This is a genomic window from Siphonobacter sp. SORGH_AS_0500, assembly GCF_031453245.1.
GTDB lineage: Bacteria > Bacteroidota > Bacteroidia > Cytophagales > Spirosomataceae > Siphonobacter.
Genome location: NZ_JAVIYT010000008.1, coordinates 112,868 through 135,609 on the forward strand (window position 1 = coordinate 112,868; position 22,742 = coordinate 135,609).

Consider the following 22,742-nt stretch of genomic DNA (forward strand, 5'->3'; position numbering starts at 1 on the left):
TAGTCCGTTTATCTATTACCAGCCTCGTTGAACCAAAATGCTTCGCAGTTGTTCCTGACAGCCCCGGTAGGAGTTTTTGGCATGCCCTTTAGAAATGGAGATTCGTTCGGCCACTTCCTCCCAGGAACACCCATGAATATCCCTTTCAATGATGATACTCTGACAGGGCTGGCCCAGCTGTTTTAAAGCATCTTCTACAAATGCTTTTGTATCATCCACCGACTCTTCCGTCAATTCCGGGAAATCACCGGTTGGTTTTCGGGTACGGAGTATATCAATCCAACCATGCACCATCATCGGATGAATATAAACTAATATCGTAGCTTTCTCTGGCCCCTGATAACTTCCCTGCTCAATGGCATCCATGAATTTATGCAGGACTTTAGTGAGTAACGTGTCTGTATCATCCCGAATATCAACCGGGCTATTATTCGAAACATGGCGATAAAATTTATAATAGACCAGTTTTATAAACTCTTCAATAGCAGCATTATACTGCCTTCGAATTAGTCCTAATTCCTTTCTTAATTGAGTATAATCATTCAGTTTAAGTATAGCTACTAATTGCTGTAATTGAGTATCATTTGGAAAACGTAAAAGTGCTTCCTGCGTTTTTTCTTTCGCTAATAAAATCGTCTTCTCCTGAAATCGTTGTTCGAGTTTTTGCAACCATTCCATTCTTTCTTCGACGGTAATAGTAGCCTGTACTAAAGCCTCATCAGCCCGAGTCCAGATTAATGCATAATCAATCGATAACTCCGACAAACGATTCTGTTCCAGTCGATTATTACTAAGCCAGTCGGCAAATACCGTTGCTTTTTCTTCAGAAATAGGGATTGATTGAAAAGCCCTTCCCAGAAAAAGACCTCGATACATTCGCAGTTCCTTTGAAAGACCGTCGCTGGGTTTTAAGTACATAGAGCTAACCATTAATTCATTCCGATACTATTTTACTTAAAAAAATTTAAGTACCACTATTCATTACATCATTCTTTTTAAATAAATCATCGGATTAACTTCCTAAAAGTGGACAAACAGTTTGTAGAATTTAGGAAGCTATTTACACTGGCTCGGGCTTTTTAAAATTACATCAGAAATTGCCGCAAATTTGAAAACAATATTGCCATGAGCCATCAACAACAAGTAGAACATATGAAAGAATTAGCCCGCCAACTGAGCTGCCCCGACGGCGAAGAAGGAATTAAAACGGGTGAACATATGAACATTAACAACGCCTTCATGACCTCCCTTACCATCGATTCGCTGGAGTTACTTCCGGGTCAGAACGTATTGGAAATTGGACCGGGTAATGGGAGGCACGTCAATTATTTACTCGAAAAATACCCCCATGTTACCTATCAGGGCGTGGACATTTCGGAAACCATGGTAAGCGAAGCCCGGCGACTCGTTCGTTCAAATCAGGCTCATTTTCAGTTAATTGATGGAGAAAAATTACCCTTTGCTGACGCGAGCTTTGATGCTCTTTATACCGTGAATACCCTTTATTTCTGGAAAGAACCCCTGGCTTATGCTCAGGAAATGGCTCGGTGTCTAAAACCTGGTGGTAAGCTACTCCTGGCTTTTGCAGTGAAAGAATTCATGGAACATTTACCTTTTACCCAACACGGCTTTGAGCTTTATGAAGAAGAAACGGCAGTAGAGCTTTTACAAGAAGCTGGTTTTCAGATCGTAACTACGAATCAGCAAACGGAAGAAATTTTGAGTAATGCCGGACACCCGGTTGTGCGTACCTTTGTACTCATTACCGCTCAAAAGTAAATCTCCGTTATGGCTTACCCCTTTGCCGCCCTCGTTGGGCAGGAACCCCTGAAACTGGCTTTATTACTCTGTGCTATCAATCCCGGCATTGGTGGTATTTTGATTCAGGGCGACAAGGGAACGGCTAAAAGCACCGCGGCCCGCGGGCTGGCTGAGTTAATGCCATCTCTGCAACGCGTGGCTCAGTCTCGTTACAATGCCTCCCCTGAGGAGTTACTCGAATGCTGTGAAGCCTGCCAGTTGAATCCTGATTCTTTCGAAGTCGTTCCGGTTCCTTTTGTTACGCTTCCCCTCGGAGCCACGGAGGACCGGGTCTTGGGTCATCTGGATCTGGAAAGTGTTCTCAATGAAAAGCGGAAGAAACTACAACCCGGCCTGTTGGCCACGGCTCACCGGGGCATTTTATACATTGATGAAGTAAACCTGCTGTCCGACCATCTGGTCGATGTGCTGCTCGACGTGGCCGCGATGGGAGTGAATACCGTTCAACGCGATGGTTTGTCGATTAGTCACCCATCGCGGTTTATGCTCATCGGCACGATGAATCCCGAAGAGGGTAATCTTCGACCTCAGTTTCTGGATCGTTTTGGGTTAATGGTAGACGTGCAGGCCCCAACGGATGTCAACGAACGAACCGAAGTCATTCGCCGCCGCATCGCCTATGAAACAAACCCCAAAGCGTTCATCGATACATGGGCTGCCGAACAAACGAACCTAACGCAACAAATCGAGCGGGCCCGACAGTTGTTACCTTCGGTAGCTATGCCAGAAGGATTACTAACCCTCATCAGTCAACTTTGCACCCAACTAAATGTCAGCAGTTTACGGGCCGATATTGTTCTTTATAAAACGGCGTTGACCTTAGCCGCTTACCATAACCGGACTACCGTTACGGCTGATGATGTCAAACAGGCTGCCGAATTGGTATTACCGCACCGCCGCCGCAAAAAACCGTTTGAACCGAATCACTGGAATAACTCGGAGCTGGATGAGTTAATGAATCAGTTACCGCCACCACCGGAAGAAACAGGGAATAACGATACCCGCGAAAATAACCCCGCAGATTCCACGGATTCCGATTCTTCCGAAGAAGTTTTTGACAGTGCCCCGGTGGCTTCTTTCCCCTCTTTGCAAGTCGAAGATTTTCGAATGAACGCTTCGGCGGGGCGACGCAGCGTTACGGAAAACAGTAACCGGGGCTTTGTGAAGCAAACCATCGCCAATGCCCAGACCAAAGATTTAGCCATTCAGGCCAGCATTCAGCAGGCTATCATCCGTAATCCCGATCATTTTTCCTTACAAAAAGAGGATCTTCAGGCGAACGTCCGAAGTGGCAAAACCGGACATTTGATTGTTTTCGTAGTGGATGCCTCGGGTTCAATGGCGGCTAGCCGTCGGATGGAAGCCGTGAAGGGAAGCGTCCTGAGTTTATTAACTGATGCTTATCAGCGTCGGGACACGGTAGCCGTCATTGCTTTTCGGGGCGTGGAAGCTCAGTTGGTACTCGAACCTACCCAAAGCGTCGAGCGGGCCGAAACGGCTCTACGGGCTTTGCCCACCGGCGGACGAACGCCATTACCCCAAGCGTTACAACTGGCCCAAGACTTGCTGAACCAGCGGAAAGAAAACCCCTTACTGATTATTTTGAGCGATGGCAAAGCAAACGTTCCGCTACCCGGCGGCGGCGATGCCTGGCAGCAATCCCTGGAAATCGCTCAATCCCTGCGACAGGTACCCACCCTCGTGCTGGACACCGATACGGATTACCTGCGGCTCGGCAAAGCCAGCGAACTGGCGGCGGCATTGGGAGCGGATTGCGTATCGCTGGAAGCATTATCCGCCGAAACCCTGACCCGAACCATTGTTAAGCAACTCCAATAAATGAATCGCGTGCATTCATCTCTTCGACCTATTATGTTTGTGGGGACGGCTTCTGACGTAGGCAAGAGCATCATTACCGCCGGATTTTGCCGGATTTTTAAACAGGATGGTTATGCTCCCGCCCCATTTAAGGCTCAGAACATGTCCCTGAACAGTTATGCCACGCCAGAGGGGCATGAAATGGGCCGGGCTCAGGCCGTGCAGGCAGAGGCTGCGGGTATTCCCTGCCATACGGATATGAACCCGGTACTACTCAAGCCTACCACCGATCAGCGTTCGCAGGTCATTTTGAACGGTAAACCCGTAGGCTCTCAGTCGGCATACGAGTATTTCCGCACGACCGACCGAACGGAGCTGTTTGCCTCGGTAGCCCAGGCTTTTGACCGATTATCCCGTCGTTATTCTCCTATCGTTATGGAAGGTGCAGGCAGTATTTCGGAGCTTAATTTAAAACATCGGGATATTACTAATCTTCGCATGGCTCAGCACGCTGGGGCGGCCACTTACTTAATCGGAGATATTGATCGTGGTGGCTTATTCGGCTCCGTTTACGGAACCATTGCTCTTCTGACACCCGAGGAACGGGCCTGCATGAAAGGCATCATCGTCAATAAATTTCGCGGCGACGCCCGACTTTTTGAGGATGGAAAACAGATGCTCGAAGAACTCACGGGCTTACCTGTCGTGGGAATACTACCTTATTTTCGGGATATATTCATTGAAGCCGAAGACTCCGTTTCGCTGGAATTGAAACAGCGAAACCCTACGAAAAATAAGGTCAATGTCGCGGTGATTCTACTACCCCGCCTTTCAAACTTTACCGATTTTGATCGACTGGAAAAAGACTCCCGCGTCCACCTGTTTTACACCCACCGCCCGGCTGACCTTGAGCAATCGGACCTTATTATTCTACCCGGTAGTAAGAATACGATTGAAGATTTACTTTTCCTGAAAAACAACGGCATGGCCGAAGCTATTATTAAGGCTCATAAATCGGGAAAAACGGTGATTGGCATTTGTGGAGGATACCAGATGCTCGGCGAACAGATTGAAGATCCTTTGCACATAGAATCGTCTGTCGATTCTATTCCGGGTCTCGGACTTTTGCCCGTTCGCACGGTATTACAGGCCACGAAAACCACGCTTCAGCGGCAGTTTCGTTTCCGGGCCTCGGAAGAACGTTGCCTGGGTTACGAAATTCACATGGGGGAAACTTACGTAAATGGCGAAAGTCAGCCCTTAACCCAGTTCGATTCGGGTGAAAGCGAGGGTTATTACCTAGACGAGACCTGCTGGGGTAGTTACCTGCACGGTATTCTGGATAATCAAGTCGTAGTCGATTCGCTACTTTCCCGCTTTACATCGGCGGAGGTAACCCCTTTCGATTACGCTGCCTACAAGGAAGAACAATACGATAAGCTCGCCGCTATGATTCGGGCGAATGTTGATTTAGAATTGATTTACAGTCATTTAAAAAAGTAAGGTATGCTGGAAGGACACGGCGACGATGGGTATCGTTTTTCGGGAAAAATTCGGGCCGACTTCAGTACCAATGTCTGGTACGGCGGGGAGCCTGTGGGCCTGAAAGCCTATTTATTTGACCGCTGGGAAAAAGTAAATCGTTACCCCGAAGTATTGGCAGAAAGCCTGTCTGAGCGGATTGCCCAACATCATCAGTTGTCCACGCATCAGGTTTTGGTTAACAGCGGTTCAACCGAAAGTATTTACCTGATTGCTCAGGCATTTGCGGGTGCCCAAACCACCATTATTACCCCCGCCTTCGCCGAATATGAAGATGCCTGTACGCGTTTTCAGCATCAGCTTCAGTTTGTAAATTGGTCGAAAAAAGAAGTATTACCCCAAAGCGATCTGGTTTTTATCTGTAATCCCAACAATCCAACCGGAGCTGTTTTCAGCGAACTGGAAAAGTGGTTAATCGATTATCCATCCACCCTTTTTGTCATAGACGAGGCTTTTATTGATTTCACCAAAGCCCTTGCATCCAGCATTCATTTATTAGCTCAGTATTCGAATCTGATTATCCTTCGTTCCCTGACAAAAACGTATGCTATTCCCGGTCTTCGACTGGGTTATGTATTGGCTTCTGCCGGGTTAATTAATCGATTAAAGTACCAGAAACAGCCTTGGACGGTTAATACCTTAGCTCTCGAAGCAGGACATTTTATCTTCGAACATTTTAACGAAATCCAGATTCCTTTACTATCCCTGTTAGCAGATAAAGAGTCGTTTGTTCAGGCGTTAAAGCAGATAGAATTCCTGGAAGTTGAGGACAGCGAAACTCATTTTTTTCTGGTAAGAACCCGTATAGAAACAGCGGCAGCATTGAAATCTTATTTGCTGGAAAAGCACGGTTTATTAATTCGAAACGCCAGTAATTTTAGAGACTTAAGCCCGCAACATTTCAGGCTGGCTACGCTTCGTCCTTCTCAAAATAAATTATTACTTTCTGCCTTACACGAATGGTTTTAAGCCTTGCCGCTTTATTCATCGGCTATGCACTGGATTTATTCATCGGTGATCCCGATCACTGGCCGCATCCCATTCGGGTGTTTGGTAATGCTATTTATGCAGGAGAAAAACGATTCAATACAGGTAACCATCGGTTCTGGAAAGGCTTGGGTATGAGTCTGTTCTTATGTCTGTTGGTGTTTGCTTTTTTTACTTGCATTAACCATTTACTCCAACTCCTTCCTCAAAGTATCTGGTTGATTTTCAACGGAATTATGGTGTGGTACGGACTGGCGAATCACAACTTAATCAGCGAGGGAAAAAACGTTTTTAAAGCCTTGAATGAAGGCGGTGTTGAAGCAGGGAGAACCCAGCTTTCGCGGATTGTCGGTCGCGATACCCGAAACTTAAGCCCTCAGCAAATCAGAATTGCGGTACTGGAAACCATGTCCGAAAATCTAAGCGATGGCGTAATTGCTCCCTTGTTTTATTATGCTCTTGCGGGGGTTCCCGGAATGATGACCTACAAAATGATTAATACGCTGGATTCGATGATTGGGTATCGCAATGAACGGTACGAGCAATTCGGCAAATTTGCCGCTCGCCTGGACGACGTTGCCAACTTCATTCCCGCCCGATTAACGGCCTTATTAATGATCCTGGTTACCTTCAGCAAACGCGGGCTTACGTTCGTTTTCCGTTACGGCAACCAGCATAAAAGTCCGAATTCGGGTTACCCCGAAGCGGCTTTGGCGGGTATTTTAAATTGCCGTTTCGGCGGACCCAATGTCTATCATGGGAAGCTCGTGGATAAGCCTTACATCGGAGCAACGGAACGAATGATTGAAGATCAAGAAATCAAACAGGTCAGCCGTATTAACCATTTGACCTGTTTATGGATGATCCTGCTTATTGCTATGATTTTCTACGCTTTATCCTAACGCCTTGCTGACCTGGTTTTACGTTCTGGATTAGGCGTTGGCATTCCCCCAAAATTTCGGAAATGATACATAAAGCTTACCAGAAAATACCGGGATAACACCCGATTCTGCCGTTCTTCCGTGTAGAGTTCCGTGACGTTACGCGTCACGCTCCGGTTCTGATTAAGTAAATCAAACACCCGAATCTGCATTTCCGCCTGCTGTTTTTTCAAAAATTTCTGACTAACCGTTACGTTCCAGAGCGTATATCGCTGGGCCGGACCGGCCGTATTTCCGCCGTAATGTTGATAGGTCGCATCCGTGCTAAGTCTCAGGTAAAAATCCCACTCGTAATAAAAGCTTGCGGATACGGAGGTATTGATAAACGATGTATTTCGCTGACTTTGCAGGGAATAGCGAGCGGACTGGTACGTCAGCATGGTCCGTAGGCTATATCCCAAACGTTCCTGATACGAAGAATTTAATTGTAGTTCGGGACTGATCAGTAAAGAATTAGCTTGATTAACCTGGCCATTGACCAGAGTCAGGCTGCGGTTATAGTTAATGGAAGAGCCTGTATTAACCTGTAATTTCAGAAACTCAAGCTGACGTCCATAATTAACATTACCCGATACCATGTAATGGCCGTTGGTATTCAGGGGAAGCGTCGTTTGAACGCCCTGCTCATCAAAACGGACCGATTGTATAATTTTATTGGTGACCTGATTAGCATTAATGTTAAGAAAGAAATTCTCAAAAGTCGTCGAATTAAAAGAGTTATAATTCAAGTTCATCGAATGATGGAATTCCTGCCTCAAGTCGGGATTACCCAGTCGAATGAGTAAAGGATTTGTATTATCAGCCACGGGCTGCAACTGATCTACGGTTGGGGCTTGCGTCTGCCCCTGATAATGAAGCCGGAGGTAACGATCCTTTTTTACTTTAAAACTTACCATGGCTGTGGGTAACAGACTGATAAAGTCTTTAGTAATATTCTGCGACGTAGATCTACTGCTAAGGCTTGCCTGCTGGACATCCATTCCCAGATTGAAAAGATTCTGGCCCTGATTTTGCTGGAATAATACGCCCGCTGCATGACTGGGGTAACTCGACCGAAAACGATTGGACAGGGAGTCATTGAAGCGGTCATACCTGCCCGTTGTTTCGTTATAGTCGCGAACTTCCCGATTGGAATACGAGGGATTTTTCTGGAATCGGTAATGAAACTCAAGTCGGTTTTTTTCCGAAAACGGTTCACTGTACGAAACATATACCTGATGACGGGAAGAACGGGTCGTTTGCTCATTTTCCTGATTAATCGTCTGGTTTTGTCGCTGACCAAAGAATTCGTTCGTAGACTTCGTTAATCCTTCATTTTGTTGATGATTCAGAAAAAGCGTATACGTGACCATTACGTTTCTCCCTTTTTTGTGAAAGTTTCGATTCAGGAAAGCGTTAACCGAACCATTCAAACTTTGATTATCCGTTGTATTTTCAGTACTACTTTGATTAATCGGATTTAGAAATTCTGAGCCTATGGGATACGTTTGTGACTGTCGATGGGAAAGATTACCGGATTGCAGAAGCGAGACATTCGAATTCAAACGAAAACTGGTCAGCGAATCAAATTCATGGTTAAAATGGAGATTCAGCGAATGGGTGGTGTTTCCAGCATGGGACGAACTCGATTCCCGCACCTGATACGAGGTATCGGGCAGTGCATACGTGCGAATGCTTTGCTGGTCATTAAGGGATTTAACCCGATTAGCTCGATAATTGATACCCAGGTCTGTTTTCTTGCCCCAACGATTTTGATAATTTACTCCCCCTACTAACGTTCGATTAATGGATGAACCACTGCCGGGGCCACTATTGGTATTATCTGCCTGAGCAATTACTGAAAATTGCTGCGATTCTCGAAAACGGTTTAGATTGAGTCGAACCCCATATCGCGGATTTCTTTCACTCTGATCGGGGCCAATGCTGAATTCCTGATCGCCGAATAAACCTTTTCGTCGGTCTTTTTTGGTGACAATGTTGATGGTTTTACTCCGCGACCCGTCATCCATTCCCGACATTTGGGTTCGCTCTGATTTCTGATCAATCAACTGAATTTTCTCGACTATATCAACGGGCAAATTTTTCGTTGCCATTTTAGGATCACCGTCAAAAAATGGTTGCCCATCCACAAGAATCTTCGGCACATCCTGGCCCTGAGCCTTGATATTTCCGTCTTTATCGACCGTAATGCCGGGTAATTTGCCGAGTAACTTTTCTATGACCGCACTGGGCTCCGTCTGAAAAGCTTCTGGATTATATTCTATCGTGTCTTTTTTAACCGTCACCGGCGGTGCCTGCCGGCGAATAACCACCTCAGCTAAGGTACTGGCTTGGGTGAGAAGTGGAATAGTGTCTAGCTGAATATCAGAAGTATTTACCTGAAAAACTGAACTATAATTCTGATAACCTACGTAGCTAATGACCAGATGGTATTTGCCTTTCGTAACACCCGAAAGGATAAACAGCCCAGCTTCATTGCTGCGAGCTCCTTTCACCAGAACGGAATCCGAAAATGTAAACAGGGTAACACTGGCATCCGACAGATTCACCCGAGTGTCCGAATCCTGAATTCGACCTCGCACCTGCACCTGAGCACTAGCCCACGACCAAACCCCACAAATCAGGATTAAAACCCAAAGAAATCGCATTGCATAAAAAATAAACCCCGCCCTTCACTCCTGACTCCACGCAAAGATGAGAAATGCTTTTGATTGAATACGTCAATCACGATCAAGATGTTGTACGGTCCTGAAAACCGTCGCCCTTCTCAATCAGTCGTAAGCCATTCCCTTAATCATCACTTAACAATTTGATCATCTGTCCTTTATAACTTTTCTTCTTTGTAAAAGCCTTTTCATTCCTGCCGTCCTTGGCTAAAATTTTAGCCTTTCTGCTGTCTACTATTCTTTGGCATTTTTTAAAGAAGCATTCAGGTATGTTCAGGTTTTTAAAAAATTTCAACTTTTTATTCTGAAAGAAGGGATAAATTAAAAATTCCGTGTGTATACCTAATTGAAGAGACCATGAACGAAGCATTACAAGTATATCAGACCTATAAAACGATCGAATTCTTTAAGGATGAAACGTTCGTTGACAGTGTAAAACATCCCACGCCCGAAAAAGAGCAGTTCTGGCAGGAGCTATTACGGACCTATCCTGATCGTCGTCCTTTTGTAGAAGAAGCCCGGCAATGGATTGAATGGTTGCAAAACCAGCCTCTATACATTCCTCAGCAATCTGAAACGGAAGCCTGGGGACAATTATGGGAAAAGATTGAAGAGAAAGAGCGTTACCAGCGAACATACATCCGCCCGCTCCGTCGGGCCACGCAGTGGGCTTCAGCGGCGGCGGCAGTCGTTCTGGTCTTTTTCGCAGGCCGTGAACTTATCCAATTGGGAGATCAGCAGGTAGAAACTCCTTTTGGACAACTCAGCACGATTACCCTGCCGGACGAGACGGAAGTGGTCTTGAACGGTAATTCGAAAATTCACTATTCCCGGAACTGGAAATCCAGCAAACCCCGCGAAATCTGGGCGGAAGGCGAAGTTTCTTTTCACGTCAAGCACGTGGCTATTCAAAACCGGGTACAGGAGTCTGATTCCTTCCGAGTACACGTAAATGGATTGAATCTGACGGTGTTAGGAACTCGTTTCAACGTTAAATCGCGGCGGCAGAAAACGGAAATATCACTACTGGAAGGACGCATCAAAGTTGAAAAACCCGGCGTATTCGTCCGTTACCTCAAACCGGGAGAAAGTCTGGGCTACGATGCCCGAACCAGCCAGTTGCAGGCTCTTGATCGCAGTCCGCAGGCGAATACGGCCTGGGTTAACAAAGAGCTTGAACTTACCGGATATACCATGGCCGATGTAGTGGGCATACTGGAAGATACCTACGGCTATACCGTCACTGTTGACAAGCCAGAATTATTGAGCAGGCGGTTGAATGGAACGGTTCCGGCGGCGAATCCGGACGACATTTTATTCGTGATTGAAAAAGTATTTGATGTAAAAATCGAAAGGCAACACCAGCATCTGATTATACATACCCCCTGAGTTTATGAAAAAACCCTTACTGTTCCTTGTCTGCTTACTCCTAACGGGTCCGGTTGCCTTCGCTCAGCAACGGATTACCCTGAACCAGGCTCTGGTCAAAATCCAGGCTTTTTACGGAACCAAGTTTTCCTACGCCGAACACTTGACCGATAATATGTATGTTCAGCTCAAAACGCCGCTGTCAAAAAACCAGCCAGTAGAGAATGTACTAAAAGAAATTCTCTACCCCAATAAACTCTTATTTCTATACGTTCAGCACAATTACTACACCCTGATTAAAGATACCCGCGACCAACCCTCGAAGAACCGAGTGGAGGCTTCCGCACCTGGTTATACAGAAATCGTCGAGCCAGAGTCTGCCTACATTGAGACCATTCGCGGCACGATTACCGACAGTCACGGCAAACCACTGATTGGAGCAACGATTAAATCCGACCGGGGAAATGTCGGCGTGACTGCCAATAGCGACGGTCAATATACGCTTCGGCTCACGCAACCCACCCAGCACCTTACGGTATCTTTTGTCGGGATGGTTACGCAGCGGGTGGCCGTTGGTAACCGAACCATGATTAACGTCATCCTGGAAGAAAACACGCAGGAATTAAAACAAATTGAAATTCTCTCGACGGGTTATCAGAAAATTCCAAAAGAGCGGGCAACGGGTTCTTTTAGCCAGGTAACCAAAGAAATTAAAGATGTTCCCAGCATTAACCTGATGGAGCGTCTGGAAGGAGCCATGCCTGGCGTGAACTTTAATGTCCGCAAGAACACTATCCAGATTAGGGGTGTAAATTCTTTTGGATCAGGTGCAAATACCAATCCACTCATTGTCATTGATGGCTTCCCGGCCATTGATCCTGAGTTAACCAGCCGTGGTACTTCCCAGTATACGGCGGGTGCCATTTTAAGTCGTTACAATCCAGAAGACATTGCCTCCATCACCGTTCTGAAAGATGCCGCCGCTACGTCCATCTGGGGAGCACAGGCCGCCAACGGCGTAATCGTGATTGAAACCAAAAAGGGCCGGCCCAATACCTCTTCCATTAATTTCAGTACGAACCTGAGCATCTCTCGTCCCGCTAATTTGTCAAGTTTAACAACCATGAGCAGTGCGGAATACATCGCTCTTGAAAAAGAGCTCAAAGACCGTGGTTTTTATTCTGACCCAACCAACTGGGATTCTTCCTGGATGAATTTCAACCAGAATCGTCCCCTCAGTGATGCGTTGGAATGGATGTTCCGGGTGGATCGGGGCACAGCAACGGTTAGTCAGCGGGATTCGGCCTTAAGTGCTCTTGCGGGGATTAATAATCAGAGTCAGATTCGTAAACTGCTTTTACAAAACGCAATTTCCCAGCAGTATAACCTTTCTCTTTCGGGCGGTGGACCGAATAGCACCTATTACCTTTCAACGAATTACAGCAAGGATATTCCCGTTTTTCGCAGCAATCAATCCGAAAGTTACTTTGTGACGGCTAATCTGGGTAACCAGTTTTTTCAGAACCGCCTTCGACTCAACACCAGCCTCAATTATAACATTAGTAATAGCATCAATAATTCAGCGGCTATTAATGCCATTACCACAAGTAATCTGGGCCTTCGTCCCTATGAGTCACTCGAAGACGCTCAAGGAAATCACATTCAACGGTATTACGTGTATCGGCAGGATGTCGCCCAGGCTTTTGAAAAGAAGGGTTACCTCCCTTATGGGTACAATCCTATTGATGAATTGAATTATTCGAAATACACCACGCAGGAAAATCGCCTTCGCTTTGGAGCGGACTTAACGGGTAAGCTTACGGATTGGCTCGATCTAACTGTAGCCGGACAATGGCAGCGAAATCTGGTAAACGGGGTGAGCCTTGACGAATTGCAAAGTTACAACATGCGGAACCGACTCAACTATGCCACCAGCATCAGCCCCACTACGGGCAGCATCGTATATGGCATACCGTTCGGAGGTTCGATGATAAGCAGAAACCAGATTAATGACAGTTATTCGTTGCGTGGACAGTTCAATATCAACAAGAGCTGGCATCAGTTTGCTCAGTTAAACATGGTAGCGGGCAGTGAAATTCGGCAGACCTTCAATAATGCCCAACAGCAAACGCGTTACGGATACAATGCCGATACCCGTAGTTCACTGGCCTTTAATCCTTCTGTTGCTTACACCACCATTGACGGATATAGCAGCATCCTTGGCTATAACGACGGAGCAATTACCTATGACCGCATGCGGTACCTGTCGTATTACAGTAATGCTGGACTTTCATTTCTTAATAATCGCTATTCTTTATCGGCTAGTATTCGTTTTGATGATTATTCGCTCGCCGGAATTTCACGGAGTCGCCGGGCCCGTCCCCTGTGGTCTACGGGCGTTAAGTGGAATATCAAGTCCGAATCGTTCATGAATACCGTCTCGTTTTTTGACGATTTACAGCTTCGCCTCACGTATGGAATAGCCGGAATCATTCCAACCGCTACCTCCAATAGCACTTTAATTAATACGTTTGGAGCTGATAACCTCACGAATGAAGCTTATGCCAGCATTTCAACGCCCGCCAATAGTCAATTAAGCTGGGAAAAAACGGCAAGTAGTAACATAGGGCTCGATTTTGCACTGCTTAACAATCGCCTCTCGGGAAACTTTGATGTTTATCAGAAAAAATCTACGGATATTCTCGGACAGTTTCCTTACAATTCTACCTACGGCTGGTCTACGCTTAAGTTTAACTCGGCATCCATGGAAAATCATGGTTATGAGCTAGGCTTGAAAGCAGAAGTAATTCAATACCGGGGTTTCCGATGGTCCTCTGCGTTCAACGTTTCTTACAACACCAATAAAGTTACCGATACCCGATTTAACCAGACTACCGTGGGGCAGATCCTGAGTAATGTATTTCTAAACGGAATGCCTACGGATTACCTGTATGCGTATCGCTGGGCTGGCCTTGATAACCGCGGACAAGGACAGATTTATAATAAAAGTGGAGAAATCGTTTCGGATCAAGTCGGTGTCAATAGCTTAACTCGTGAAGACTTGGTATATGTGGGTCGGACAACAGCACCCTATTTTGGAGCTTTCATTAATAACTTTTCATACAAGGGCTGGACGCTGGCGGTTCGGTTTACCTATGCCATGGGACACGTCTTCCGTCGTCCTTCAATAGATAACTATCCTGACTATCAGGCTACCGCTCTTTCAGGACTGATGGGAACTCAGAAAGATCTGGCTCTTCGCTGGCAAAAACCCGGGGACGAAGCTTTCACCAACGTACCCGGTCTGGCCAACATAAGTTATAACAGCGTAAACCGATATAAATTATCCGATCTTCTCACGGAGAGTGCCAGTCATATTCGCTTTCAGCAACTTTCACTAGGTTACCAACTGGGCGAATCATTACTAAAAAAGTTACCCGTCAAATCTGCCAGTTTGAACGTAACGGCTCGTAACCTGGGTCTGATTTGGGTGAAAAATAAAGCGGGCGTTGATCCCGAGTATTACCGCACAAATAACTACGCTAACCTTCCTCCGGTAACAAGCTTTTTCTTCGGCTTAAACGCTTCTTTCTAACGATCCTAGCCAATATGAACATGAAAAAATACATCTTGATTTTATCAGTTTCCTTATTGGTCATGACTTCGTCATGCCGGAAATACGTGGAGATTGAAATCAATAACAGTAACAACCGACTTCTGAAATATACTTCTGATTTTCAGTCTCTTTTAAATAACTATACGGTTTTTTCAGCAACGCCTTCATTACCCATGCTTTCGAGTGATGATATTGATGCCGGGGCCGATCAGGCCGCCCAAAACCGTCTAACCACGGACCAGAGTAATGTCTATACCTGGGCCGAAAACTATTACGACGCTACGCAAAGCGACGCGGGCTGGGATCAGCTTTATAACCAGATCTACGTCTGCAATGAGGTACTTGCTAAAGTAATGACCAGCGAAAATGGAACCGACGAAGCAAAGCATAAGATTTATGCGGAAGCTCAGGTGCAACGATCCTATGCCTACCTCACGCTGATTAATCTTTACGCACCGATTTACCAAAAAGATAAAGCAAACACCACTCTCGGGGTTCCCTTATTACTCGTTCCTAATCTTTTCCAAAAGTTAAATCGGGTATCCCTGGAAACCGTTTATCAACAGATTTTCAAGGACATAGCCGAAGCTTTACCTTTCTTACCTACTTATCCGAGTTTAAATACCCACCCCGGAAAAGCCGCGGCTTATGCCACATTGGCCCGAGCTTATCTGATGCGTCAGGAGTATACACTGGCTCAGGAAAATGCCCGTAAAGCTCTGGAAATCCAGAACACGCTGGTTGACTTAACTACCTATCAGACCACCCCTACGCAATTTCCCCGTCACCTGAATAACCCGGAGATCATTCTTTCGAGATCGGCTTTATTTAATACAAATATTCCGCTCAATCCTGCTTTATTACAGCTATTCGACACAAACGATCTTCGCTATATGCTCTTTACGCGAGTCGGTACGGCTTTTGCCCCCAACATTGTGGGAAGGGGATATTATAAAGGACGCTTGACTGTAGACCTTTCTATTAACTCAGGACCTAGCGTTGGCGAAATGATGTTAATTCAGGCCGAGGGCTTTGCTCGGAATAACCAGACTGACCAGGCCCTTCAGGTACTCAATACCCTTCGTGCCAAACGCTTCACGGCGGCTAATTATAAAGCCTTACAGGCCACTACCGCTCAGCAGGCTCTTGGGTATGTATTAGACGAACGTCGCCGGGAACTCATGGGAACCGGTCTTCGCTGGCTTGACCAACGTCGGCTAAGTCTGGAAAGCGAATGGGCCAAATCGGTCACTCGAACGTACAAGAATGTAAGTTATACCCTAGCTCCAGCCAGCAATCGCTACGTCTACCCGATTGGACCGAAATACATTGATCTCAATCCTGAGATTCAGCAAAATGACCGTTAATTTTTCCTATATGAAATCTCCTTTTGTTATTCTTGCCTGTCTGGCCCTTCTGCTCAGTAAGGGTTTGCAGGCTCAGCAACTCACGCTTTCCCCGCAAAAACCAGTAGTGGGGAAGACGCTTCAAGTGCAGTATTCACCCCAAGGCAGTTCGCTACAGGCGGGTGTACCCGTTTTAGGGGAGGCGTTACTCTACCAAAATTATTCCTGGACACGAGTGGACTTGCCTTTGGAATCAAAAGGCAATCTCTATCAGGGACAACTTTTGATCCCCGCCCCAACTGCCTTTGTTGCCTTTCGGTTTTTTCAGGGGTCCCCTTTCAGGCCCGATCAACTGGATATTCAGAAAAGTTATGGACTGACAACCGTCAGCTCCACAGGTCAGACTTTACCCGGTGGTGCGTTGGCTTCCGTTATCTTCCAGATGCCTACTCTGGATAGCCATATGCCCTTTTTTTGGAATGATATGCAACCTGCCCTATCAACAGAAATACTTCAGAAAGCCCTCCAAACGGAGTTAAAAGAACCCGCTCGGGTAAAGCACTTCATTCCTACGTACCTAACCATGCAAAAAGCCATTCTGGGTAAGTCTTTTACGCAGCAAGCTCCGGCATTGCTCGCCAAATTGGAGGCTATTCCTGACTTATCAGAAGCGGATCGCATGGAGTTGGCTCGGTACTATAGATATGATTTGAAAGACAAAACCCGGGCCGATCAAATAGAGCAATCGGTCATTCAGGGTAATCCTACGGGGCCTTATGCCCGATTGGCCGCTTCTCATGAGTTAATAGGAGCAAAATCTCGGGAACAGATGATTAGTAAATCAGAAAGTTTTCTGAAGAAGTTTCCTTATGGCGAATGGAAGAAAAACTCTACTAATCAGGCTTTTATTTATTACGAAGTTCACCGAAACCTAGCAACGGCTTATTTCGAAACTCGTCAGTTTGGTCCACTCCTGGCTTTGCTTCCCCAACTTGATTTTAAAACAACCAATGAAATTGCTCGCTGGAATATTCATCGTGCATTTACTTTCAAAATGCTTCCGCTGGATAGTATTAATCTGATTTCAACGCCTTTCATCAAGCACCTGATCCAGAACGTAAAGGACAGCTCGTTCGAAGAACCAAACGTTTTCACGGCCAAAGATGCCCAGATACAGGCAGCTAATCAACTGGATGAGCGATTATACATTCACCTGAGTCTGTTGCATGAATTGGGAAAAGATCAGGAGGCGGAATCCTATTTCAACCATTTTTCGGAAAAAGGTAAATACGCCAATGCTGAGTTCAACGAAACCTACCTTCAGATACTCGAAAAAACGGGCTCTCCTATTCAGTCCTTTCTGGAATCGTGTGCTAAAGCGAATGCTCTTACCCCGCTAATGCTGGAAAAATTACAGTCGGAATTTGTTAAGAAAAAAGGCTCCGCTGATGGTTTCCAGACGTACTTGTCTTCACTAAAATCGGACGAAGGAAAAGCCGAACTGGAAACGTACGTCAAACAGCATTTACTCAATGAAGAAATCATGCCGTTTGCTCTGGAAAACCCCGAAGGAAAACTGGTACGTTCCAGTGATTGGGAAGACAAAATCGTAGTAATTGACTTTTGGGCTACCTGGTGCAAACCCTGTATTAGTGCCTTTCCCGGTATGCAAATAGCCGTTGATAAATATGCCAAAGACCCGGAAGTGGCTTTTTATTTCGTGGGAACCATGCAACACGATAACTACAAGGAAAAATCGGAAGGCTATATCAAGAAGATGGGCTATCGTTTTAACCTTCTACACGATGGAATTAATAAGAAAACGGGTGAGCAAAACGCGGTATTCAGCACACTGGCACCCCGCTTCAATTCGTCAGGCATTCCCCGGAAAATTGTGCTTAAAAATGGCATGATGCGGTATAGTTCCGAAGGCTACTCGGGTAGTCCAAGTAAGCTGGTGGACGAATTGTCTACGGTCATTGAAATCCTTAAGTCCGAGAAATAAGCCATGAATACGACCACATGTTACCTGGCCCTGGCCTTAGGCTTACTAACGATTTCAGGGGTGAATGCTCAGGTAAATCCCAAAGAAAAGTTTGCTTCGGCCTTAAGAGCGATTGAAGCCAATTACGTCGATCCGACCGATGATGAACAGCTAACGGATGCTGCCATTCGAGCCATGATTAAGGAGCTTGATCCGCATTCGCAGTACATGAGTCGGAAAGAAGCCGAAGCCATGAATCAAGCCATGAGTGGAAATTACGCCGGAATTGGCATTCAGTACCTCATGCAAAATGACAGTCTGTTTATTACCCAGATTGTACCGGAAGGCCCCGCCGAAAAAGCGGGCTTGCGGGCCGGAGACCGGATTATTGCCATTGACGGTCAGCAACTGGCCGGGAATGGCCTTTCGAATCTGGACATTATGAAGAAAATCCGGGGAAACAAAGGGCAACCTATTTCCCTAACACTTGTTCGTCGCAGTTCTCCTGATCCTTTAACCGTAGCACTCACTCGGGGTACCATCCCCAATAGATCCATCCGGAGCTATTACATGGTCGATAAAACCATTGGCTATATTTCGCTGGGCATTTTCAATACTACTACCCGTTCCGAGCTTGATCAGGCCTTGAACGCTCTGAAAGCCCAGGGAATGAAAAGCTTGATTCTAGACTTGCAGGGAAATGGGGGTGGTTACGTACAGGCCGCTATCGGTGCCGCCGATGAATTTTTGAATCAGGAAAAACTCGTGTTCTATAGTGTGCCCCGTGATGGCGGTAAAGATTACTATTATACTGGAGGTCAGGGGCAGTTCATGACGGGGAACATGGTGGTTCTGATTGATCAGTCCACGGCATCTTCCAGTGAAATTCTAACCGGAGCCTTACAGGATTGGGACCGGGCCGTGGTAGTAGGTCAGCGGAGTTTTGGAAAAGGTCTGATGCAAAAGCCCGTGAACTTACTGGATGGATCGGTGCTGCAACTGACGGGTGCCCGTTATTACACTCCAGCAGGACGGTCTATTCAGAAACCTTACCACGGCCATGCTTACGAAGACAACCTGACGACCCGACTGAAAAGTGGGGAGTTAACGGATGCCCAGAACATTCATTTTCCGGATTCCCTCAAGTATAAAACCCTCGTAGGTAAACGAACCGTGTACGGGGGCGGGGGCATTATGCCTGATGTCTTCGTTCCGATTGATACGCTGGAGTTTTCTCCTTACTTCCAGCAACTGGTGGGTTTGGGTATAATTAGTCAAATCGCTTTTGAATACATGGATCAAAATCGGGCAACGCTTCAAAAACAATACCCTGATTTCCAGTCCTATGAAAAAAAATTCCAGCTTCCAGCAGAGTTAATGGAACGCCTGGCAAAAATGGGAATCACCCCTAAAGGTAATGAAGCTACCCAAGCACGATTGAAGACTATGGCTGAGTTACACCTGAAAGCTCAAATTGCCAGCCAGCTTTTTGGTAGTAACACGTATTACCAACGGATGCTGAACAGCGAAAATGGCAGTTACCTAAGGGCCATTGCTATTCTCAAAAAGCCCAAACAATACGAACAATACTTACAGATTTCACAACATTAAATCGTTTTTCCCTGATTAGTCATGAAAAAATTCATTCTTCCTGCTCTCCTACTCGCTCAGCTTAGCAGTTACGCCCAGGGCAGTTACACCATCAAAGGTAAAGTCGGTCATCTGAATAAGCCGGCCAAAGCATATCTCTATTACAAAATCCGGGGAACGAATCAGTCTTTCGTAGATTCAACCTTTCTTACGGATGGTAACTTCACGTTCAAAGGGAAAGTAGATTCACCCAAGGAAGCGAACATTCGGCTCGTTCATGACAATACGCCGAACGATCCGACCAAACGCCCCAAATTTGACGTACTGGCCTTGTTTGTTGAAGATACTGAAATTACTCTAACGGCGAAGGACTCCATTAAACATGCGACCATTAAAGGTTCGAAACTGAATGATGAGAATGCCAAGGTAAACGCCATGCTGAAGCCTCATTACGACAAGTACACGATTTTAAACGACGAGTATAATAAACAGCCCGAAGAGAAAAAATCGGATAAAACGTATATCCAGAGTCTGGAAGATCGGGCAACAGCCATTCAAAACGAGATCATTGACGTAAAAATGAAATACGTCAGAAGTCACCCCGATCAGTTCATGGCTTTGATGGCTTTCAATTCAACCTTACCTCCTGAATTCGATGCCCGTAAGGCGGAAGAAGATTTTCTCAAACTCAGTGCTGCCGTCCGTAATTCTGACCTGGGAAAGGATGTAGCCGAGAAAATCCAGAAGGTCAAGAAAACCCAGGAAGGTTCTTTAGCTCCTGAGTTTACCCTTAACGATGTAAATGGTAAGCCCGTTAAGCTTTCAGATTATAAAGGTCAATACGTATTACTTGACTTCTGGGCCAGCTGGTGTGCTCCCTGCCGCCGCGAAAACCCGAACTTAATCAAAGCTTATCATCAGTTCAAAGACAAGGGCTTTACCATTTTGGGCGTGTCACTGGACAAACCTGAAGGTAAAGAAAAGTGGCTGAAAGCCATTAAAGACGATGGCCTGACTTGGACTCAGGTATCGGATTTAAAAGGCTGGGATAGTCCCGCTGCCCAGCTTTATGAAGTGGAAGCCATTCCCATGAATTTTCTGATTGATAAAGAAGGTAAAATCATTGCCAAATACCTGCGGGGCGAAGCCTTGAACACGAAGCTTGCCGAGTTACTAGGCCAATAATATTCAATTAGTTTTGGTTAAGTGTAGGACTAATAAGGTCTCTTTTTAAGGGGCCTTTATTTCTTTTCCTCCTTATCACGTTAAGCTTTGCTTCGTGTCTGAAATAGGTAGTACATTTACACAGAACGGCCTAAGCCGACTACTTCATCAATCTATCATGTTTTCAGAATTTTTAGCGGAACCTTCGATCGTTCAGCCGATTCGGCTGGATGCTAACGAGAACCCCAATGGTCCCTCTCCGCTCGTGCAGAAGGCCATTCTTCAAGCCCTTTCCTCGGTTAATCGGTATACGTTCAGCGAGTTACCCCGGCTTCAGGCCAGCATCGCTGCGTACGAAGGAGTCCCTACAGCACAAGTTCAGTTAGGTGCCGGTATTTCTGACCTGCTGGAAAAGATCGCCTTACGGCTATTTCAAAACCCCGGTACTCTGATTTTGCCTAGTCCAACCTTTCCTTTATTGGGGAATGCGGTTAAGGGCATGGGTTCCAACTGCGTAAGTATCCCCTGCTTATCGAATGGATCACACAACCTGGCCGCTATGGAAGCCGCCCTTACGGAAGAAACCCGTCTGGTTTACGTCTGCAACCCTAACAACCCAACGGGCAGCATCACTCCGAGTGCTGAGTTAGTAGAATTTTGCAAGCGTGTCAGTAAACGGGTACCTGTCGTGGTAGATGAGGCCTATCTTGATCTGGCGGTTGACGCCCCGAGTATGGCTTCGCTTTTACAGGAAGGATACAATGTTATCATCATGCGAACTTTTTCTAAGGGTCTCGGTCTGGCAGGGTTACGCATTGGTTATATGCTGGGTCAGACAAGTTTTTTAAAACCCTTGCAGGAAATAATGGCTTATAATGGCCTGATGTTGAGCAACATTGCCGTTCAGGCGGCTTTCGCAGCTCTGGAAGACCGGGCATTTCATGAGTCTTACATTGCAGAAAATCATCGGGTTCGAAACGAGGTTTCGCAGGCTTTGCTTGAAATGGGTTATGAAATCATTCCTTCCTTTACCAATTTCATTTTATTCAGTATTACAGGGCCTGCCCTAGATTTTGAGCTATACTTTAAAGAGCGAGGCTATGTTCTCAAGACCATGGCTTTGGACGGAAAAACCTGGTGCCGTCTCAGTCTTGGAACGCGGGATCAGATGAAGAGTTTTTGCCAGCTTCTTAAAACTATCCATTCTTAATTCCCTAATCTCCGTATCGAAAGCATCGATACGGAGATCAATCCTTAGTTCGTAACTTGATTCTTCCAGTAAAGAAAAACGCCGAACAATATCCTAAACTCATGGGTCGACAGATGAGCTTTTAAACTGTCTAATGCTTTGTAAAGTAATTTATAGGTACTACTGGAAGATATACCCAGAATCTCGGCAATTTCCTCGTACTCAAGCCCTTCATAATACTTCAGGTGAATAATCTCCCGTTGCCGAGGGCTCATCTTTTCCAATGCTTTTTCGAGATTTTCTTTCACTTTCTGCTGATGCTCGGCCTGAATCATCGTAACATCATGCCCAAGTTCAATCTGAAAGGTATAATCTCCTTCGGATTCAAAAAAATCAAGCAGGGGCGTCGCATATTCGAGCTTACGAAACAGCGTTCTCCGGAAAGCTTTATACAGGTAATTTTTTACGGAAGGGGTTTCTTTAATTGAAGTTCGGTTGAGCCACAACTTTACAAACAGATCCTGAATGGCATCTTCAATCGCTAATTCATCGGGGCTGAATTTGCGTCCGTAATTATACAGACGGCGGCGGTAGGTGTTGAAAAGCAATTGAAACGCCTGCTCATCACCTGCTCTGAATTCATCCCACCATTTCTCTTCTTCCATTGCCAATGGATGCTAATCGCTTTTCTTTTAGAATCGTTTTGGAGT

General features: G+C 45.9%; 15 protein-coding genes. 12 read left to right on the plus strand and 3 right to left on the minus strand.

Going from position 1 to position 22,742, the window contains the following annotated elements; genetic code table 11:
• Nucleotides 1–15 precede the first annotated feature (15 nt).
• A complete protein-coding gene (locus QE357_RS23810; RefSeq protein WP_309713462.1) occupies nucleotides 16–918 on the minus strand; it encodes a hypothetical protein in 903 nt (300 codons plus the stop codon).
• 207 nt (nucleotides 919–1,125) lie between these two features.
• Between QE357_RS23810 and QE357_RS23815 the strand changes: the two genes are divergently transcribed.
• Genes QE357_RS23815 through cbiB form a run of 5 tightly spaced genes read left to right on the plus strand, consistent with a single transcriptional unit; the run spans nucleotide 1,126 to nucleotide 7,070 of the window.
• Nucleotides 1,126–1,779 (plus strand): class I SAM-dependent methyltransferase, encoded by a 654-nt coding sequence (locus QE357_RS23815; RefSeq protein ID WP_309713465.1) that lies wholly within the window; start codon nucleotides 1,126–1,128, stop codon nucleotides 1,777–1,779.
• A 9-nt stretch (nucleotides 1,780–1,788) separates the two neighbouring features.
• Nucleotides 1,789–3,660, plus strand: coding sequence for a magnesium chelatase subunit D family protein (locus tag QE357_RS23820; RefSeq protein ID WP_309713468.1), 1,872 nt, complete (start codon nucleotides 1,789–1,791; stop codon nucleotides 3,658–3,660).
• Between the two features lie 9 nt (nucleotides 3,661–3,669).
• On the plus strand, nucleotides 3,670–5,142 hold the full coding sequence (locus QE357_RS23825) for a cobyric acid synthase (RefSeq protein ID WP_309713471.1): 1,473 nt from the start codon (nucleotides 3,670–3,672) through the stop codon (nucleotides 5,140–5,142).
• 3 nt (nucleotides 5,143–5,145) lie between these two features.
• Nucleotides 5,146–6,150, plus strand: a complete 1,005-nt coding sequence (locus tag QE357_RS23830) for an aminotransferase class I/II-fold pyridoxal phosphate-dependent enzyme (RefSeq protein WP_309713474.1) — start codon at nucleotides 5,146–5,148, stop codon at nucleotides 6,148–6,150.
• Nucleotides 6,141–7,070 (plus strand): adenosylcobinamide-phosphate synthase CbiB, encoded by a 930-nt coding sequence (gene cbiB, locus QE357_RS23835; protein ID WP_309713477.1) that lies wholly within the window; start codon nucleotides 6,141–6,143, stop codon nucleotides 7,068–7,070. The genes QE357_RS23830 and cbiB overlap by 10 nt, the downstream gene beginning before the upstream one ends.
• On the opposite strand, the gene QE357_RS23840 is transcribed toward cbiB, so the two are convergent.
• Nucleotides 7,067–9,757: an outer membrane beta-barrel protein gene (locus tag QE357_RS23840; protein WP_309713479.1), complete on the minus strand. Its 2,691-nt coding sequence runs from the start codon at nucleotides 9,755–9,757 to the stop codon at nucleotides 7,067–7,069. The two genes, cbiB and QE357_RS23840, sit on opposite strands and share 4 nt — an antisense overlap.
• Nucleotides 9,758–10,132: 375 nt before the next feature.
• Between QE357_RS23840 and QE357_RS23845 the strand changes: the two genes are divergently transcribed.
• From QE357_RS23845 to QE357_RS23875, 7 genes are all read left to right on the plus strand, one after another.
• Nucleotides 10,133–11,164, plus strand: a complete 1,032-nt coding sequence (locus QE357_RS23845; protein ID WP_309713482.1) for a FecR domain-containing protein — start codon at nucleotides 10,133–10,135, stop codon at nucleotides 11,162–11,164.
• Between the two features lie 4 nt (nucleotides 11,165–11,168).
• Nucleotides 11,169–14,738 carry a SusC/RagA family TonB-linked outer membrane protein gene (locus QE357_RS23850; RefSeq protein ID WP_309713485.1) on the plus strand — a complete coding sequence of 1,190 codons (3,570 nt, stop codon included), beginning with the start codon at nucleotides 11,169–11,171 and terminating at the stop codon, nucleotides 14,736–14,738.
• A 20-nt stretch (nucleotides 14,739–14,758) separates the two neighbouring features.
• Nucleotides 14,759–16,126 (plus strand): RagB/SusD family nutrient uptake outer membrane protein, encoded by a 1,368-nt coding sequence (locus tag QE357_RS23855; protein ID WP_309713488.1) that lies wholly within the window; start codon nucleotides 14,759–14,761, stop codon nucleotides 16,124–16,126.
• 10 nt (nucleotides 16,127–16,136) lie between these two features.
• A complete protein-coding gene (locus QE357_RS23860; protein WP_309713491.1) occupies nucleotides 16,137–18,110 on the plus strand; it encodes a TlpA disulfide reductase family protein in 1,974 nt (657 codons plus the stop codon).
• A gap of 3 nt (nucleotides 18,111–18,113) precedes the next feature.
• Nucleotides 18,114–19,700 (plus strand): S41 family peptidase, encoded by a 1,587-nt coding sequence (locus QE357_RS23865; protein ID WP_309713493.1) that lies wholly within the window; start codon nucleotides 18,114–18,116, stop codon nucleotides 19,698–19,700.
• Between the two features lie 21 nt (nucleotides 19,701–19,721).
• Nucleotides 19,722–20,864, plus strand: a complete 1,143-nt coding sequence (locus tag QE357_RS23870) for a TlpA disulfide reductase family protein (RefSeq protein ID WP_309713496.1) — start codon at nucleotides 19,722–19,724, stop codon at nucleotides 20,862–20,864.
• Nucleotides 20,865–21,021: 157 nt separating this feature from the next.
• Nucleotides 21,022–22,053 (plus strand): histidinol-phosphate transaminase, encoded by a 1,032-nt coding sequence (locus QE357_RS23875; RefSeq protein WP_309713499.1) that lies wholly within the window; start codon nucleotides 21,022–21,024, stop codon nucleotides 22,051–22,053.
• 44 nt (nucleotides 22,054–22,097) lie between these two features.
• Here QE357_RS23875 and QE357_RS23880 read toward each other — a convergent pair whose 3' ends face one another.
• Complete coding sequence (locus QE357_RS23880) at nucleotides 22,098–22,697, minus strand: RNA polymerase sigma factor (RefSeq protein ID WP_307144020.1); 600 nt, start codon at nucleotides 22,695–22,697, stop codon at nucleotides 22,098–22,100.
• Nucleotides 22,698–22,742 lie beyond the last annotated feature (45 nt).

Coding starts and splice junctions, on each gene's coding strand:
- QE357_RS23810 (WP_309713462.1), bottom strand. CDS start 918: ATGTACTTAAAACCCAGCGACGGTCTTTCAAAGGAACTGCGAATGTAT.
- QE357_RS23815 (WP_309713465.1), top strand. CDS start 1,126: ATGAGCCATCAACAACAAGTAGAACATATGAAAGAATTAGCCCGCCAA.
- QE357_RS23820 (WP_309713468.1), top strand. CDS start 1,789: ATGGCTTACCCCTTTGCCGCCCTCGTTGGGCAGGAACCCCTGAAACTG.
- QE357_RS23830 (WP_309713474.1), top strand. CDS start 5,146: ATGCTGGAAGGACACGGCGACGATGGGTATCGTTTTTCGGGAAAAATT.
- cbiB (WP_309713477.1), top strand. CDS start 6,141: ATGGTTTTAAGCCTTGCCGCTTTATTCATCGGCTATGCACTGGATTTA.
- QE357_RS23840 (WP_309713479.1), bottom strand. CDS start 9,757: ATGCGATTTCTTTGGGTTTTAATCCTGATTTGTGGGGTTTGGTCGTGG.
- QE357_RS23845 (WP_309713482.1), top strand. CDS start 10,133: ATGAACGAAGCATTACAAGTATATCAGACCTATAAAACGATCGAATTC.
- QE357_RS23850 (WP_309713485.1), top strand. CDS start 11,169: ATGAAAAAACCCTTACTGTTCCTTGTCTGCTTACTCCTAACGGGTCCG.
- QE357_RS23855 (WP_309713488.1), top strand. CDS start 14,759: ATGAAAAAATACATCTTGATTTTATCAGTTTCCTTATTGGTCATGACT.
- QE357_RS23860 (WP_309713491.1), top strand. CDS start 16,137: ATGAAATCTCCTTTTGTTATTCTTGCCTGTCTGGCCCTTCTGCTCAGT.
- QE357_RS23865 (WP_309713493.1), top strand. CDS start 18,114: ATGAATACGACCACATGTTACCTGGCCCTGGCCTTAGGCTTACTAACG.
- QE357_RS23870 (WP_309713496.1), top strand. CDS start 19,722: ATGAAAAAATTCATTCTTCCTGCTCTCCTACTCGCTCAGCTTAGCAGT.
- QE357_RS23875 (WP_309713499.1), top strand. CDS start 21,022: ATGTTTTCAGAATTTTTAGCGGAACCTTCGATCGTTCAGCCGATTCGG.
- QE357_RS23880 (WP_307144020.1), bottom strand. CDS start 22,697: ATGGAAGAAGAGAAATGGTGGGATGAATTCAGAGCAGGTGATGAGCAG.